Raw genomic sequence first — 14,521 nt, 5'->3', positions numbered from 1 at the left:
ACGTCGTCACGGTTCGTCCGAAGGCCGGTCGGCGAGCGTGAGCGGGGCTGCACGCGGGGCGGACGTCCGCCTGACCCCCGACGACGCGGTGGTCCTGTACTTTCGCGGGCCACGGACTCGTGGAGGACAGGGACCGGCACGGTCTGATGTGCCGGGACTCCCGCGAGGACGGCGCCTTCGCGGCCGCGCTGCGTCTCGCGGTACAGGTCACCACGGACCGCACCGGACAGCGGCAGCAGTACGTGGACCCGGCCGAACTCGTGAAAGCCGTCAACGAGTGCTTCGAGCCGACGGACGAGGGCGGCGCGCCGAACTCGCCGGGGGACCGGTGACCGGCCTGGCACCCTTCCCTCCGAACGCGGGGTCCGGAAGACGGCCGGCCCCGGTCGGGCGATCGCCGACGGATTGAAGCAGTCCCCCTCCGAGTGAGCGCAGGGGACCCGTCGGGCGGCGGGCTCACTCCTCCCGCACGGGCCCGCCCGGACCGGGCGCGCCCACGCGCAGGCCGTCCGTCACCAGGTCCAGCAGGCGGCATGCGTGCGTCTGCCAGTCCCCGTGCCGGTCGAGCCGCCAGAGCCCGGCGACGGCGAGCAGGAAGTCGTCCGGTGTCACCCCCGGCCGGATGGTGCCCGCTTCCTCGTTGGTCCTCAGCAGGAGGGCGACAGCCGAGGTCAGGGGTTCGTGGTCGAGCCTGGTGAGAGCGCCCCGAGGCGTGCCGGTGCTCGTCCGCAGCGCTTCGGCCAGACCCGCCTCGGCCATGGCGAACCGTGCGAGACGGTCCGTCCACTCCCGCAGGGCCCGGTCCGGCGGGCGGGTGGCGAGCAGGTGCGCCGCCGCGTCGGTCACCTGCCGCACCTCGTGCCGGTGGATCTCCAGGATGAGGGCCTCGCGATGGTGGAAGTTGCGGTAGAACGTCCCCTGACCGACCCCCGCCTTCTTCGCTATCGCGCTCAGCGGTGTGCCGGCGGAGCGGGTCAGCTCCGCCAGGGCCACGGCCAGGATGCGCTCACGATTGCGCCGCGCGTCCGATCGCAGGGTTCCCTCCGGGCGTCGCGGCGCCCCCGAGCCCGCGGGTGCGTCCTTGTCGGGGTGCACGCGTACTCCTTCCGGAACGACGGCCGGATTTCTCCGGTGGCACGGCCGGACCACCGGAGGGATCCGGCCGGGCAGCCTGCTCCGGGCGCGGCGACCAGGGACGGCCGTCCGCTCGGGCCCGCCGAAACGGCCGGCCCGCCCCGCGGCGGCCGGCCCGCTCCGCGCGGTGTCCGGAACCTCTCGCCGACCGGCATTCTGGCGCACGGGCGGAACTCCGGTCGGCGACTTCCGAAATGACCGGCGGGCGGGCTCCGGCCCCCGAACGCGGAGCGCCGCCCGCCGGCCCCTTCCGGAGCGCGAGCGTCTCCCGGGTGCCGATACCGGCGTACCGCTCGTGCTCAGCGCTGTGCCGCGCGCCCGATCGACTCCACCAGTGGCAGCAACCGGTGCGGGACCCGTTCGCGCAGCGCCACCTCGGTCCGGGTGCGGACCACGCCCGGCAGACTGATCAGCGCCTGGATCACATCCTCCAGGTGGGCGTTGTCCCGCGCCGCGACCCGGGTGATCAGATCGCCGCCGCCGGTGATCGAGAACGCCTCGATGATCTCCGGTACGGCGGCCAGCGCGTCGCCCACGTCGTCCAGATGGCCCTGTGTGACCTCGATGTGGACGAAGGCGAGCACGGGATGACCGAGGGCGGCGGGGGACAGCGAGGGACCCGTCCCGGTGATCACCCCGTCCCGCTCCAGCCGGTCGAGGCGGGCCTGGAGCGTGCCGCGGGCGACACCGAGGACGCGGGCGTATTCACGGACGCTGGTGCGGGGCTGCTCCAGGAGCAGCCGCAGGATGCGGGTGTCGAGCTCATCCACGGGCATGGTCCGTTGGCCTCCTCGCGGCCGACAATGTTCGCCTTCGACTGTACCAATGGCACAGGCCAAATCGCGCCGGTTGAGCCACTTCTGGGCTACCGCGTACCTTGTCCGTATCGATGGCGCTGCGCAGCGTCGGACGGCAAGGACGCCGTACCGGACCCGCGGCGCCTTTCGCATGTGCGCTGCGCATGCCGAATCTCTGTGTCGAACGCGAAGTGGGGGCGGGCTGCCGACGGTGAAGAAGATGTTCATGGCGCCGGATCCGGGACTGTTCCGGCTGCGGGTCTCGCTCCGGGCGGTCGTCGGGATCGGCCTCGCGGTCACCCTGTGCCAACTGGCCGGGCTCTCGCTCCCCGCCTCGATCGCCGGAGGGCTCGCGGCGCTCCTGGCGCTGTTCACGGTCGGCGACCCGACCGTGCGCGGCCAGGCAGGTACCACCGCTCTGCTCCCCGTGGCCGGTTTCCCGGTCCTCGCGGCGGCGACCGCCCTGCACGGGGCGCCGATGCTGCGGGACGCGACCTGGCTCGCCGTGGTGTTCGCCGGGGTGTACGCCCGCCGCTTCGGCCCGCGCGGGCACGCGCTCGGCATCTTCGCGTTCATGATGTTCTTCACGACCCAGTTCCTGCACGCCGTGCCCGGTCAGCTCCCGCAGCTGTACGCCGCCGTCGCCCTGTCGCTGGCGGCCTCCTCGGCCGTGCGGTTCGGCGCCTGGTGCATCGAGCGGCGCAGGCCCCTGCCCGCCGCGCCGCTGCCGCTGGACGGACGCGGGCTGGACCGCCCCGCCACCCGCCAGGCCTTCCAGGCGACCGCGGCCTGCGCCTTCGCGCTCGCCGCGGGCCAGCTGCTCTCGCACGACCGCTGGTACTGGGCCGTCGGCACCGCGTGGTGGATCTTCGTCAACACGGCCTCGCGCGGCGAGACGCTGGTCCGCGGCTTCCGGCGCGTGGTCGGCACGCTCACCGGCATCGTGGCCGGACTCCTGATCGCCGTACCGCTGCACGGCGCCCCGGCGCCCACCGCCGCCCTCGTCGCGGTGAGCGTCTTCGGGATCTTCTACACGGCCGCGCCCTCGTACAGCTGGATGATGTTCTTCGTCACCGTCATGGCGGGCCTGCTCTACGGGCTGCTCGGCGTGCTGCACCCGGGACTGCTGGCGCTGCGGCTCGCCGAGACCGGTGTCGGCGCGGTCGGTGCCGCGCTGGCGGTCGCGCTCGTCCTGCCGATCACCACGCACACGGTCACCGACCGCTGGATCGAGCGTGCCCTGCACGCCGTGCACGGCTGCACCTCGGCGTCGGCCCGGCGGCTCGCGGGCGACGCGCAGGCCGACCCCGCACCGCTCGCGGGGGAGCTCGAGGCACTTCTGGGGCGTGTACGCATGGCTCTCGCACCCCTCGTGCATCCGCTCAACCCGATGAGGCGGCGCAAGGAACGGGCCCGCGCGATCCTCGCCCTGCTGGACGACTGCGCCCGCGAGGTGCGCGGTCTCGCGGCCGTCGCCGCCGACCCGGACGCCTCGCACGACGCCCGCCTCACGGCGGCCTGCCGACAGGTCGAGACCGCCATGGAGTCCCTGGTCGGCGCCGTACCGGGAGGCGCCTGGGCGCCCCGCCACGGTGTCCCCGGCCACCACCCCGGTGCCGAGCAGGCGCTCGTGCACCTGCACGGCCTGGAGCGGGCGCTCGTCGACATGGCGACACCGCTGCGCGGACCGGTGCGCGACGCGCGGCTCGCCGGCGTCTGACGTCGACGGGGCTCTGACTCCGGCCCCCGGGGTGCTGTCCGGCGCCCCGGGGGCCGTCTTTGTTCCTCCGGTGGGCCGAGCCCACCGACAAGATCCACACCGAGGGCGTGGACGCCCGCTGGACGGCCTCGGGGCGGTCTCCGCCGCCACCCTGCCCGGCGCGCGTCCAAGGGGCTCGTGACGGCCGCCGTACGGACTCTCCGCGGCCGCCTGACCTGTACGCATCCGGTCTGCACCCGATCCGCGCCCGGCCCGCGCCCGGTCCCTCCGGTGCGCCGTCGGTCCGGCCGCCGTTCAGGACGCTCGGCCGATCGCCCTCACCTTGGTCTAGACCGCAGCGCCGTCGCTGCTACCGTCGGCCCGACGGCGAGGCGGGATCGAGAGGGGACAGAAGTGGCGGACGGCGGCGGGCGGCGGCAGCGGGCGTTCATCGGCTCGTTCACGACGGCGGGAGGCCTCGGTGTCCTCACGGCGGACGTGGATCCGGACAGCGGCGCACTGACCGTCCTGAGCGCGGTCGACGACGTACCCGACCCCTCGTATCTGGCCCTCGCGCCCGCGCGTGACGTCCTGTACGCGGTCAGTGAGAGGGCCGAGGGCGCGGTGGCCGCCTACCGCGTGCACGGCGACAAACCGGAACTGGCCGGTCCGCCGACCCCGACCGGTGGCAGCGGACCCACCCACCTCAGTGTCTTCGACGGGCACGTCCTGACCGCCGACTACGGCTCGGGCAGCGTCAGCGCGGTACCCGTCCGCCCAGGCGGCGCGCTGGCGCCCGCCGCCTCCGACGTGCTCCGGCACACCGGTTCCGGTCCGCACGCGCGGCAGCAGGGCCCGCACGCCCACCAGGTGCAGCCCGACCCCACCGGCCGCTGGGCCGTCAGCGTCGACCTCGGCACGGACTCGGTCCGGGTGTGCGCCCTCGACGGCGGAACGCTCACCCTGCACCGCGAGACCGCCCTGCGTCCCGGCTCCGGGCCGCGCCACCTCGCCTTCCACCCGCGGGGCGAGCTCGCGTACGTCCTCAACGAACTCGCTCCGACCGTCACCGTCTGCCGCTGGGAGGCCGCGCGGGGCTCGCTGCGGCCCGTCGGCGAGATACCCGTGCTGTCCGGTGTCCCGGACGGGGACGCGTACCCCTCGGGCCTCGTCGTCTCGCCCGGCGGCCGTTTCGTGTGGACCGCCACCCGGGGCCGGGACACCGTCTCCGTGCTCCGCGCCGACACGGTGGGCGAGGAACTCACCTTCGTCGCCGAGGTGCCCTGCGGCGGCGTCTGGCCCCGTGCGCTGGCCCTCGACTCCTCGGGGCGCTTCCTGTACGCGGCCAACGAGCGCTCCGGAGACGTGACCTGGTTCGCCGTCGACCCGGACACCGGCGTTCCGCGCCGCGGCGGCTCGATCGAGGCACCCGCCGCGTCCTGTGTGATCCTCGGCTGACCCGGCCTCTCCGAGGGGCTGCGCCCCCGGCCGCCCCCTCCTCGGGGGGAGCCGTGCCGGATGCGCCCCGCGCACGGGAAAGGGCCCCTCCTGGTTCAGGAGCGGGCCCTTTCGATGTGCGGGCGGTACGGGTGGTGCGTGTGGCGGCTGACTAGAAGGCCGGCGTCCCCTGGGTCTGCGGCGGCGCGATACCCAGCGCCGACGTGTACTGGGAGAGCGCGAGCTTGCCGATCGCCGGGTACGGGCCGAGCGCCTCGGCGGCGCTGCAGCCGGCCTCCTTGGCGGCCGCGTCGAGCAGACCCGCGTCGAGCTCCGGACCGATCAGGTACGGGGCGAGCGCGAGCTGCTGCGAACCGGAGTCGCGCAGTTGCTCGGCGATGGCCGCGATGGAGCCCTCCTCGTCGAGGGCCGCCGCCATGACCGGCACGGCGAGCCGCGCGGCGAGCAGCATGCCGGTGATGCCGGCCGCCTGCACCGCGTCCTCGCCGCCGACGGTGGCGAGCACGATGCCGTCCGCGGCGGTCGCCACGGTGAACAGCCGGGCACGGTCGGCACGGGCCAGACCGGCCTCGGAGAGGCGCACGTGCAGCGCCTCGGCGAGCAGCGGGTGCGGGCCGAGGACATCGGTCAGCTCGGCCGCGACACGGCTCTCCATGACCGCCTGGCGGATCCGGCGCAGCAGGGCGTTGTCCGGGCCGGCGAGCAGCGGGACAACGATGCCGACGGGGCCGTCGGGCTCGGAGACGTCGGAACCGGCGGCGCGGGCCTGCTCGAAGCGCGCGGTGCGCTCCTCGGCGGCGTGGGACAGCACGGACTGCAGCGTGGGGAACTCGTCGTCCCCGTCCAGGTAACCGATGCGGGCATCGAGGCCGGGGAGCTCGGAGCGGGCGATGCTCACGACCTCCTCGGCGAGGCTGCGCGTGGCGGCGCTGGGGGTGCCCGGCACCGCGAGGACGAGCGCGGGCGCGCCCTCAGGAGCCGCCAGGGGTTCCGGACGGCGGTGCCGCCCGGCTTGGCGGGGTCGCGGCATTCGTACTGGCAGGCCGGACGCGGGCCCAGTGGGGGAGCTCATGGCGCCGCATGTTACTGGTTTCTCGGGTTCCCCTGTTCGGGGAGGGTGCAGGTGAACGGTATCCGTCCGCTTTTGTCTGATGAGTTACGTACGGATCGGAAGTGATCGGTAGTTGCCGACTTGTCGCCCCTACGCCGAATTCGGGTCATGGATGTCCTGGTACGGCTTTTCTGTTGCCACATGCAACATCCGCTCGTCCAGGGGCAGCGCGAGCCGGCCGTCGGCCAGGTCCGCCGCGATCCGGAGCGCGCCGTCGAGCGGGTCGCCCGCGGCCGGCACCCGACGGGCGTGCGGCAGCCGCACGGCCAACTCCTCGCGCAGCGGCTCCAGGAGCGCGGCGCCCATGTTGAACACGCCCCCGGTGAGCGCGAGACGGGGCTCGCCGTCGGCAGGGCACACCGCGGCGGCCGACTCGGCCATGTGCCGTGCGGCGGCCCGCAGGATGTCCGCGGCCACGGGATCGCTCCCGGCGCGGTCGGCGACCTCCGGGGCGAACGAGGCGAGCACGGCTGCCCGGTCGGTGCGCGGGTACAGCCGGCCGGGCAGTTCCGGCATCGGCCCGAACATCTCCTCCGCCCGCGCCAGCAGCGACTTCGAGCCGCCCGGGCGGCCGTCGAAGGCGCGCAGGGCCGCCTCCAGGCCCGCGCGGCCGATCCAGGCTCCGCCGCCGCAGTCGCCGAGCAGATGGCCCCACCCGTCGGCCCTGCGCCACGACGCGAGGTCGGTACCGATCGCGATCATGCCGGTGCCCGCCGCGATCACGGCACCCGGCCGGGGACCCAGGGCGCCCGTGTACGCGGTCACCGCGTCGGCGGCCAGGGCGAGCCGCCGTACTCCCAGTTCGCGCTCCAGGGCGGCCGGGAGCTCGTCGCGCAGTTCGTCGCCGAGCGTGGCCAGACCGGCCGCGCCGACGGCGACGGCCCCGAGCCGTTCGGCGCCCGCCTCGGCCATCAACCGCCGTGCCATCGGCAGCAGTTGATCCAGCAGATGCCCGGCCGAGATGCCGCGCGGGCCGGTGCGGACCGGCTCCCTGGAGATCAGTGGGGCACCGAGCGGGGTCGGCGGCGGGGGTGCCGGGGCCCCTCGGCGGACGGGAGAGCGGTCATCGCCCGGCGCCCCGTGCGGGGCGAGGGCCACGCGCAGTCCCGAGCCTCCGGAGTCCACGGCCAGCACCACGGCGGGGCTCTGCCCGTCGTGCGGCCTGCCGTGTCCTCCGCCGGGTGTCACGGCAGGCGCCAGTCCACCGGTTCCGCTCCCTGCCCGGCCAGCAGGTCGTTGGCGCGGCTGAAGGGACGCGAACCGAAGAAGCCGCGGTCGGCCGACATGGGCGAGGGGTGCGCGGACTCCACCGAGGGAAGGCTGCCGAGCAGGGGGCGCAGATTGCGCGCGTCGCGGCCCCACAGGATGGACACCAGCGGCCGGCCGCGCGCGGCCAGTGCCCGGATGGCCTGTTCCGTGACTTCCTCCCAGCCCTTGCCGCGGTGGGCCGCGGGGCTGCGGGGCGCCGTCGTCAGCGCCCTGTTGAGCAGGAGCACGCCCTGCTGCGTCCAGGGGGTGAGGTCACCGGTGGACGGCTGGGGCGCCCCGAGGTCGGTGTTCAGCTCGCGGAAGATGTTGATCAGGCTGGGCGGCAGCGGGCGTACCTCCGGGGCCACCGAGAACGACAGGCCCACCGCGTGTCCCGGGGTCGGGTAGGGGTCCTGCCCGACGATGAGGACGCGTACCTCGTCGAAGGGCTGCTGGAAGGCCCGCAGGACGTTCGCCCCGGACGGTAGGTAGGTGCGTCCCGCGGCGATCTCCGCGCGCAGGAAGTCGCCCATCTGGGCGATCCGTCCGGCCACGGGTTCGAGGGCTTTCGCCCAGCCCGGTTCGACGATCTCATGCAACGGTCGTGGTGCCACGGGCGTCACCCTACTGCCGTACACCTGGCCGAGATCAAACTGGTGGCCGTACCGCGACCGGGGATGACCGATTCATCGCCGAATCGGATGTCTTCGGGCACAAGACACCTGCCATTGCGGGCCGTTGAAGTCTCCGGGATCCGCGACCGCGACCGCGTTCCTCTTTTCCCGCCGGCGACCGTGCTCAGGCCAGGACCGCCGCGCGGACGCACAGGACGTCCGGGAGATGGGAGGCGAGCTGCCGCCAGGTGTCGCCGTCGTCCGCCGACGCGTACAACTCGCCGTTGCGATTGCCGAAGTACACGCCCGCCGGGTCCGCGCCGTCCGTGCACAGCGCGTCGCGCAGCACCGTGCCGTAGTGGTCCTCGGACGGCAGTCCCGCCGTCAGCGGTTCCCAGGTCGTGCCCGCGTCCTGCGTACGGAAGACGCGGCAGCGCCGGTCGGCCGGGACCCGGTCCGCGTCGGCGTTGATCGGGAAGACGTAGGCCGTGTCGCCCTGATGCGGATGCGCCGCCACCGCGAATCCGAACGTGGACGGCAGGTCCGCGCCGATGTCGGTCCACCGTCCGGCCCCGTCGTCGCTGCGGTACACCCCCCAGTGGTTCTGGAGGTAGAGCCGGTCCGGGTTCGCCGCGTCGCGCGCGACCTTGTGCACGCACTGCCCGAACTCCGGGTTCGGGTCCGGCAGGAACACCGCGGAGACGCCGGAGTTCGCGGGATCCCAGCTCGCGCCGCCGTCGGCCGTGCGGAAGACGCCGGCCGTGGACACGGCGACCGTCACCGCCCGCGGGTCGCGCTCGTCGGTGAGGATGGTGTGCAGCCCCTCACCGCCGCCCCCGGGGACCCACTTCGAGCGGGTGGGGTGTTCCCACAGGGGACGGACGAGGCCGAAGGACTCGCCCCGGTCCTCCGAGCGGTACAGCGCGGCCGGTTCCGTCCCCGCGTACACCACGTCCGGTTCGGCGGCCGCCGGGTGCAACTGCCACACCCGTTCCAGCGAAGCGCCCGTATCCTCGGGGAACTTGACCGCGGGCCGAGCGGGTTCGGTCCACGTGCGGCCCAGGTCGTCGGAGTGGAACACGGACGGGCCCCAGTGCGCGCTGTCCCCGCCGGCCAGCAGCCGCGGCCGCTCGCCCCGGGAGTCGATGGCGACCGAGTACACGGCCTGCGCGTTGAAGTACGGACTCTCGTCGAACTCCCAGGCGCCGCCGTGCCGTCGCCCGATGAAGAGTCCCTTGCGGGTGCCTACCGTGAGCAGTACGTCGGCCATGACCGGCCACCTCCCGCGACGTCGTCGTCTGCGCTACGGGCCAGTCTGCACCCCGGTGCCGACAGTCACCTTTCGGCCCGTCGTCTCCGCAGGCCGGACGGGCCGTGTCGACGGACGAGGAGGGCTCCCGGGCCCGTCGCCCGGATGCCCGCGGGGGGTGTCCCGGGGCGCCGGCTCCCCGTGCCGGACGAGCCGGCGGGCACCCGCCGTGAGCATCGCGCGGAGCGCGCGCGTAAGGGAGGGGGACGTGGCGTGTCCGTGCGGTCGTGAGGAGGATGCCCCTGATGGCGGCGTTCCGTGGTCCCGAGGTCTGGCTGTGGCGGTGGCGGCGCAACCCGTTGCGGCGGCGAAGCGATGTCCTGGAGGCCTGGATCATGCTCGTGGCCTGGGCGTTCACGGTGCTCGGAGGTGCGGTCACGGGCCTGGTGACCGTCCGTGCCGTGGAGGACACCCTGGCGCGCGAGCGCGCCGAGACGCGCACCGTCCCCGCTCGGCTGATCGAGGACGCGCCGGACGCGGGCGCGGGGGAGCCCGCCGGGCGCGTCGTGTGGACGAAGGCCCGCTGGACGGCGCCGGACGGGACCCCTCGCTCCGGTCGGGTGCGAGTCTCGGCGGGCACCTCGGCGGACACCCCGGTCCTGGTGTGGACCGACGCCGACGGGCGTCTTGTCACCCGGCCCACCACCGTCGCCGTGGCCAGGCTGCGCGCCTGCCTGATCGGGGTCTTCGCGGGCGCGGGCGTGGCCGCTGTCCCCTTCGCTGCGGGTGGTGTGCTCCGCGGCCGCCTGGAACGGCGTCGCGTGGACCGGTGGGACGAGGAATGGGAGCGGATCGGACCGCTGTGGGGCCGGATGACCAGCTGACCGCGCCCCGGCTCGGGGCGCTCGCCCGAGCCGCACACCAGCGCCCTCGCTCGCCGTCGCCACCGCCCGCCACGCGGACGCGACGGCACACCGGCGCACCTCGCACCGCTCCGCCGCGCCCGTGCCGCTCCGCAGGGCGGCTTCGCTAGGCGGCCTCCAGTGCCGTCCGGCAGGACCGCAGGAGCAGTTCGTCGTCGAGTATGTCGTGACTGCCGTGGCCGCCGGCGCGGGCGCGGTGGCGCCGGGGCGAGGCCAGTTCCGTACGGACCAGGTCGTGAACGGGCGCGCCGGCGCCGCCCATCCGGACGAGGCACGCGCCGATGGTGCCCCGGGTGTACGGGTTCCGCCGCCAGGCGTCACGGAACACCGGCAGGACGGGTTCCGGGTCTTCGGCGATGTCCCACAGGGCGCAGGCGGCGGCCGTCCGCTCCCACACCTCGGGGGAGTCCGTCAGACGGCGCAGTCCGGGCAGCGCGGATGCGGCCGCCGCCCCCATCCGGCCGAGGGCCTCGGCCACCGCCCGGTGACCGCCCGCGTCTCGCTCCGGGGACAGCGCCCCGAGCAATGACGGAAGGGCCGCGTCCGCGTCCCCTTCCACGGACCACAGCGCGTCGGCCGCCGCCACGGCGTTCTCGCCCGCCAGCAGGTCCCGCAGCGCCGGTACGGCCGCACGCGCCCCCGGTCCGAACGCGCCGAGCGTTCCGGCCAGCGCCTTCACCAGAGCGTCCCGGAGCCGCAGTTCGCATGGTGTGCCGTGCAGCAGGCGCAGCACGTCCGGGACGGCCTCGGCGTACCGCAGCGCGCCGAGGGCGGACAGCAGCGGCGCGGCGCGGTCGTAGGTGTCCGGGGAGTCGAGCGGGACCTCGGCCAGCCGTTCCCGCAGCAGCGGAGCCAGGGGCGCCGCGGCCGGCCCCAGATATCCGATCGCGTACCCGGTCTCGTTCGGTACGACCGGGTGGCGCAGCACCTCGGCGAGGGCCGGCACGGCCCGCGCGTCCCCGCACCTGGCGAGGGCCTTCAGGGGGCGGTGCAGCGTCGCCGTGTCACACCCCCGGGAGTCCGTGCCCGACTCCACGAGGGCGGCCAGCCGGTCGGCCGCCGGAGCCGCCAGCGTGAACAGGAACTCCAGGACGGACACCGCGGCGCAGCGCAACCGCTCCTCGTCCGAGCCGAGTTGCTCGCCGATCAGCGCGACCGGATGCTCGTACGCGGCCCGCCATTCGCGGAACAGTCCCGCGGACATCCAGACGGCATTGCACCGGTCGGCCGTGTTCCGGCTGCTCAACTGGCCTTCGAGCAGGGCGATCCGGTCCGCGGTGCGGGCGCCCAGGGCCTGGTGGAGCGTCCGGAGCAGCTGCGCGCCCTCCTCGTCCGCGGGGCGCATCCGGCGCAGACTGCCGATGAGGGTGTCGGACGACGTCCGGACGGGCTCGCGGAACGGCCGGATCCGCTGTGACCTGGTGTGGAGCAGCGCCACGACCGTCGGCACGAGGTCGGCCGGCAACCGGTCGGCGGCGCAGGAGGCCAGCTGCCCGAGCGCCGCGAGCCGCAGTCCCGGGTCGTGCGGCGCGCCGCACAGCGACACCAGACGGTCCACCGCAGGGGCCGCGGAGACGGGATGCAGCCGGACGAGGAGCCCGAGGCTCTCGACCAGGGCCGGCCGGACGCCGTCCTCCGGCTCGTCCCGCAGCCGCTCGCTCAACAGGGCCAGGACGCGCCGCGGTTCGCCGTGGAAGCGCACGAGCGCCGACGGCGCGGCGCGGCGCACCTCAGGGTCCCCGTCCGTGACGAGGTCCAGGAAGACCGCGGCCCCCGCCCGGACGGCCGCGCGCGCCATCGCGTGGTTGTCGTCCTCGGACCCCTCCGCGGCCCGGCGGCCTGCGGCCTCGTCCTCGCCGCCCTCGACGGAGTCCCCGGAGGCGTCTTCGAACGTGCCTCCGAAGGCGTCCCCGTCGTCAGGTCCTCCGATGCTGGCGAGCAGCTCGACGATTCCGTCCCGGTCCGGGAGTTCCGTGTGCCCGGCGAGGGCGAAGAGGAAAGGGATGGACGCGAGCGTCGAGTCGTACACATCGCCCTGGTGGTGCACCGCGCCGTACATTCCGTCGAGCGCGGCCTCCCGCTCCTGGGGGAGCGGTGACGCGAGCCCCCGCAGCAGCTCCGGCACGTCCGCGGCGCTTCCGTGGGCATGCTCCATCGAGGCCCAGTCGACCTCGTCGATCCCCCTGAACACGTGTCCTCCCCTGCGTACGGCCATTGATCGTGAGTGTGCACCACGGCACTGACAGTGACGCCCGGGAAGCGTCCCGTCGATGGTGCAGGTCCAGCCAATTACCGGGCGAACGGCCGTTTTCCGATGCCCGAAGGGGGCGAGACCGCCGACGGGACGGCCCGGCCGGGGGAGAGCCGACCCGGCCGGGGAGAGGAGCACGGTGGGACGGCGCGGCCGGGCACCCTCCTGGGTGCCCGGCCGGTTGCCATGGGCCGCGTGGCCCGTGCGACGTGCCCCTAGTCGCGCGGTGCGGACGAAGTGGGACGGACGGACGGGGCCGAGGAAGCGGCCAGGGGCGGTGCGGGGGACCGCCGGTCCGGGTGCGCCGGGCGCCGGGAGGCGAACCGGGGCAGGGCCGGAGGCGCGAGGAAGCCCTCCGCGCGGGCCGCCGCGATGCCGATACGGGGCAGGTCGGCGCTCTTCTCGAAGAGGAGGTAGCGAGGCTCCCAGACCGGCCGGTACTTGGCGTTGGCCCGGTAGAGCGACTCGAGCTGCCACCAGCGCGAGAGGAACGTCAGCACCGAGCACCACAGCCGCAGCACGGGTCCCGCGCCCAGCCGGGTGCCGCGTTCGAAGACGGACCGGAACATCGCGAAGTTCAGGGAGACCCGCTCGACACCGAACTCCTCGGCGTTCAGCAGCAGCTCGATCACCATGAACTCCATGAGCCCGTTGTCGGAGTTCCGGTCGCGGCGCATCAGGTCCAGGGAGAGCCCCCGCTCGCCCCACGGCACGAAGCTCAGTACGGCCCGGGGTTCCCCCTCGCCGTCACGGCACTCCAGCATCACGCACCGTCCGTCGGCGGGGTCTCCCAGCCGGCCGAGCGCCATGGAGAAGCCGCGCTCGGTCTCGCCGTCGCGCCACTGGTCCGCCTTGTCGGTCAGGGCGGCCATCTCGGCCTCGGGGATGTCCTCGTGCCGTCGTACGCGGACCGTGTAACCGGCGCGCCGGACCCGCTTGTGCGCCTGCCGGACGCCCCGCATGGCGCGTCCCTCCAGGGTGAAGTCGGACCGGTCCACTATGGCTTCGTCGCCGAGTTCCAGGGCGTCCAGGCCGTGCCGGGCGTAGACGGTCCCGGCCTCCTCGCTGGCGCCCATGACCGCGGGCGTCCACGCGTGCCGCCGCGCCTCCCGCAGCCACGCCTCGATCGCGCCGGGCCAGGCCTCCGGGTCGCCGATGGGGTCGCCGGAGGCGAGGGTCACCCCGCCGCGGACGCCGTACGCGATCGCCGCCTTGCCGCTCGGGGACCAGATGACCGACTTGTCGCGGCGCAGGGCGAAGTAGCCGAGGGAGTCGCGTTCCCCGTGCCGGGCCAGCAGGGCGCGCAGCCGGGTCTCGTCCTCCTCGCCGAGGAGTTCGAGACCGCGCGGCGAACGGAAGCACGCGTAGAGCACCAGCAGGAAGGTGGCGGCCATCAGGACGTTGACGAGGATGTCGACCCAGCGGGGGGCGACGACCGTGTCGAACCGGTCGGCGAGCGGTCCGACACTGATTCCGCGCAGCAGCGTGTACGCGATCCGGTCGCCCAGCGGCGTTCCCGGGACGCGGTTGGTGGCGCTGACGAGCAGGGTGCCGAGGGTGGCGCTGACCAGCAGACCGCCCGCGCCGACGGCCAGCGCGAGGCGGGGGTTCGAGCGGTCCCCGACGGCGTGGAACTCCTTGCGCCCCACCAGGAGGGCGACGACGAAGAGCGCGGTGAGCAGGGCCGAGATCCAGTTGAAGACGTGCCGCTGGTAGCGGTCCTGGGTCAGCGCCACGGTGTAGAGCGCGAGGAGCGGTCCGGCGAGCAGCAGGTTGAAGATCCAGGCGGCCCGTTTGCGACGCCGCATCACCAGCGCGAGGAACAGGGCCAGTGCCGCGGAGATCAGCCCGGCGGTGGCCAGATAGGGGGTGAAGAACTCGCCCCCGTTGTGTTCGTGCACCTCTTCGCGGAACGGCAGCGAGATCACGGCGACGATGTTGAGAACGGCGAGCAGCCGCAGATACCAGACCGTGAAGGCGGCGGCCCGTGGCTGGATTCCGTCGCCCGCTCCTCCGGACCGGTCCCCGCGGCGCGAG

Annotated in this window: 12 protein-coding genes; 4 read left to right on the top strand and 8 right to left on the bottom strand. The window is 74.4% G+C overall.

Annotated elements, in window-relative coordinates:
• Nucleotides 1-119 precede the first annotated feature (119 nt).
• Entirely contained in the window at nt 120-332 is a 213-nt protein-coding gene (locus ACH4S8_RS09485; RefSeq protein WP_398392116.1) for a hypothetical protein, read from the top strand.
• A gap of 124 nt (nt 333-456) precedes the next feature.
• Here the strand turns inward: ACH4S8_RS09485 and ACH4S8_RS09480 are convergent, their stop codons facing one another.
• Together ACH4S8_RS09480 and ACH4S8_RS09475 are read right to left on the bottom strand one after the other, a co-directional pair.
• On the bottom strand, nt 457-1,095 hold the full coding sequence (locus tag ACH4S8_RS09480; RefSeq protein WP_398392115.1) for a TetR/AcrR family transcriptional regulator: 639 nt from the start codon (nt 1,093-1,095) through the stop codon (nt 457-459).
• Between the two features lie 338 nt (nt 1,096-1,433).
• The gene (locus ACH4S8_RS09475) at nt 1,434-1,910 is read right to left on the bottom strand and encodes an Lrp/AsnC family transcriptional regulator (RefSeq protein WP_398392114.1); all 477 of its coding nucleotides are present in this window, start codon (nt 1,908-1,910) and stop codon (nt 1,434-1,436) included.
• Between the two features lie 241 nt (nt 1,911-2,151).
• On the opposite strand from ACH4S8_RS09475, the gene ACH4S8_RS09470 reads away from it, so the two are divergent.
• The gene (locus tag ACH4S8_RS09470; RefSeq protein WP_398392113.1) at nt 2,152-3,651 is read left to right on the top strand and encodes an FUSC family protein; all 1,500 of its coding nucleotides are present in this window, start codon (nt 2,152-2,154) and stop codon (nt 3,649-3,651) included.
• Between the two features lie 393 nt (nt 3,652-4,044).
• Nucleotides 4,045-5,088 carry a lactonase family protein gene (locus ACH4S8_RS09465; protein ID WP_398392112.1) on the top strand — a complete coding sequence of 348 codons (1,044 nt, stop codon included), beginning with the start codon at nt 4,045-4,047 and terminating at the stop codon, nt 5,086-5,088.
• Between the two features lie 151 nt (nt 5,089-5,239).
• Here the strand turns inward: ACH4S8_RS09465 and ACH4S8_RS09460 are convergent, their stop codons facing one another.
• From ACH4S8_RS09460 to ACH4S8_RS09445, 4 genes are all read right to left on the bottom strand, one after another.
• Nucleotides 5,240-6,160 carry a sirohydrochlorin chelatase gene (locus tag ACH4S8_RS09460; protein WP_398392111.1) on the bottom strand — a complete coding sequence of 307 codons (921 nt, stop codon included), beginning with the start codon at nt 6,158-6,160 and terminating at the stop codon, nt 5,240-5,242.
• A 129-nt stretch (nt 6,161-6,289) separates the two neighbouring features.
• A complete protein-coding gene (locus tag ACH4S8_RS09455; RefSeq protein ID WP_398392110.1) occupies nt 6,290-7,387 on the bottom strand; it encodes an N-acetylglucosamine kinase in 1,098 nt (365 codons plus the stop codon).
• Nucleotides 7,384-8,061, bottom strand: coding sequence for a uracil-DNA glycosylase (locus ACH4S8_RS09450; RefSeq protein WP_398392109.1), 678 nt, complete (start codon nt 8,059-8,061; stop codon nt 7,384-7,386). Before ACH4S8_RS09450 ends, ACH4S8_RS09455 begins: the two co-directional genes overlap by 4 nt.
• 184 nt (nt 8,062-8,245) lie before the next feature.
• Entirely contained in the window at nt 8,246-9,331 is a 1,086-nt protein-coding gene (locus ACH4S8_RS09445) for a WD40/YVTN/BNR-like repeat-containing protein (protein ID WP_398392108.1), read from the bottom strand.
• A 284-nt stretch (nt 9,332-9,615) separates the two neighbouring features.
• On the opposite strand from ACH4S8_RS09445, the gene ACH4S8_RS09440 reads away from it, so the two are divergent.
• Nucleotides 9,616-10,194 carry a hypothetical protein gene (locus ACH4S8_RS09440; RefSeq protein ID WP_398392107.1) on the top strand — a complete coding sequence of 193 codons (579 nt, stop codon included), beginning with the start codon at nt 9,616-9,618 and terminating at the stop codon, nt 10,192-10,194.
• A 145-nt stretch (nt 10,195-10,339) separates the two neighbouring features.
• On the opposite strand, the gene ACH4S8_RS09435 is transcribed toward ACH4S8_RS09440, so the two are convergent.
• Both ACH4S8_RS09435 and ACH4S8_RS09430 read right to left on the bottom strand, forming a co-directional pair.
• The gene (locus ACH4S8_RS09435) at nt 10,340-12,448 is read right to left on the bottom strand and encodes a HEAT repeat domain-containing protein (RefSeq protein ID WP_398392106.1); all 2,109 of its coding nucleotides are present in this window, start codon (nt 12,446-12,448) and stop codon (nt 10,340-10,342) included.
• Between the two features lie 251 nt (nt 12,449-12,699).
• On the bottom strand, nt 12,700-14,481 hold the full coding sequence (locus ACH4S8_RS09430) for a phosphatidylglycerol lysyltransferase domain-containing protein (protein WP_398392367.1): 1,782 nt from the start codon (nt 14,479-14,481) through the stop codon (nt 12,700-12,702).
• Nucleotides 14,482-14,521: the final 40 nt, after the last annotated feature.

This window comes from Streptomyces sp. NPDC021080 (assembly GCF_044333225.1).
GTDB lineage: Bacteria > Actinomycetota > Actinomycetes > Streptomycetales > Streptomycetaceae > Streptomyces.
Note: the sequence above shows the minus strand (reverse complement) of the source record. Positions and strands in the feature narration are given on the sequence as shown.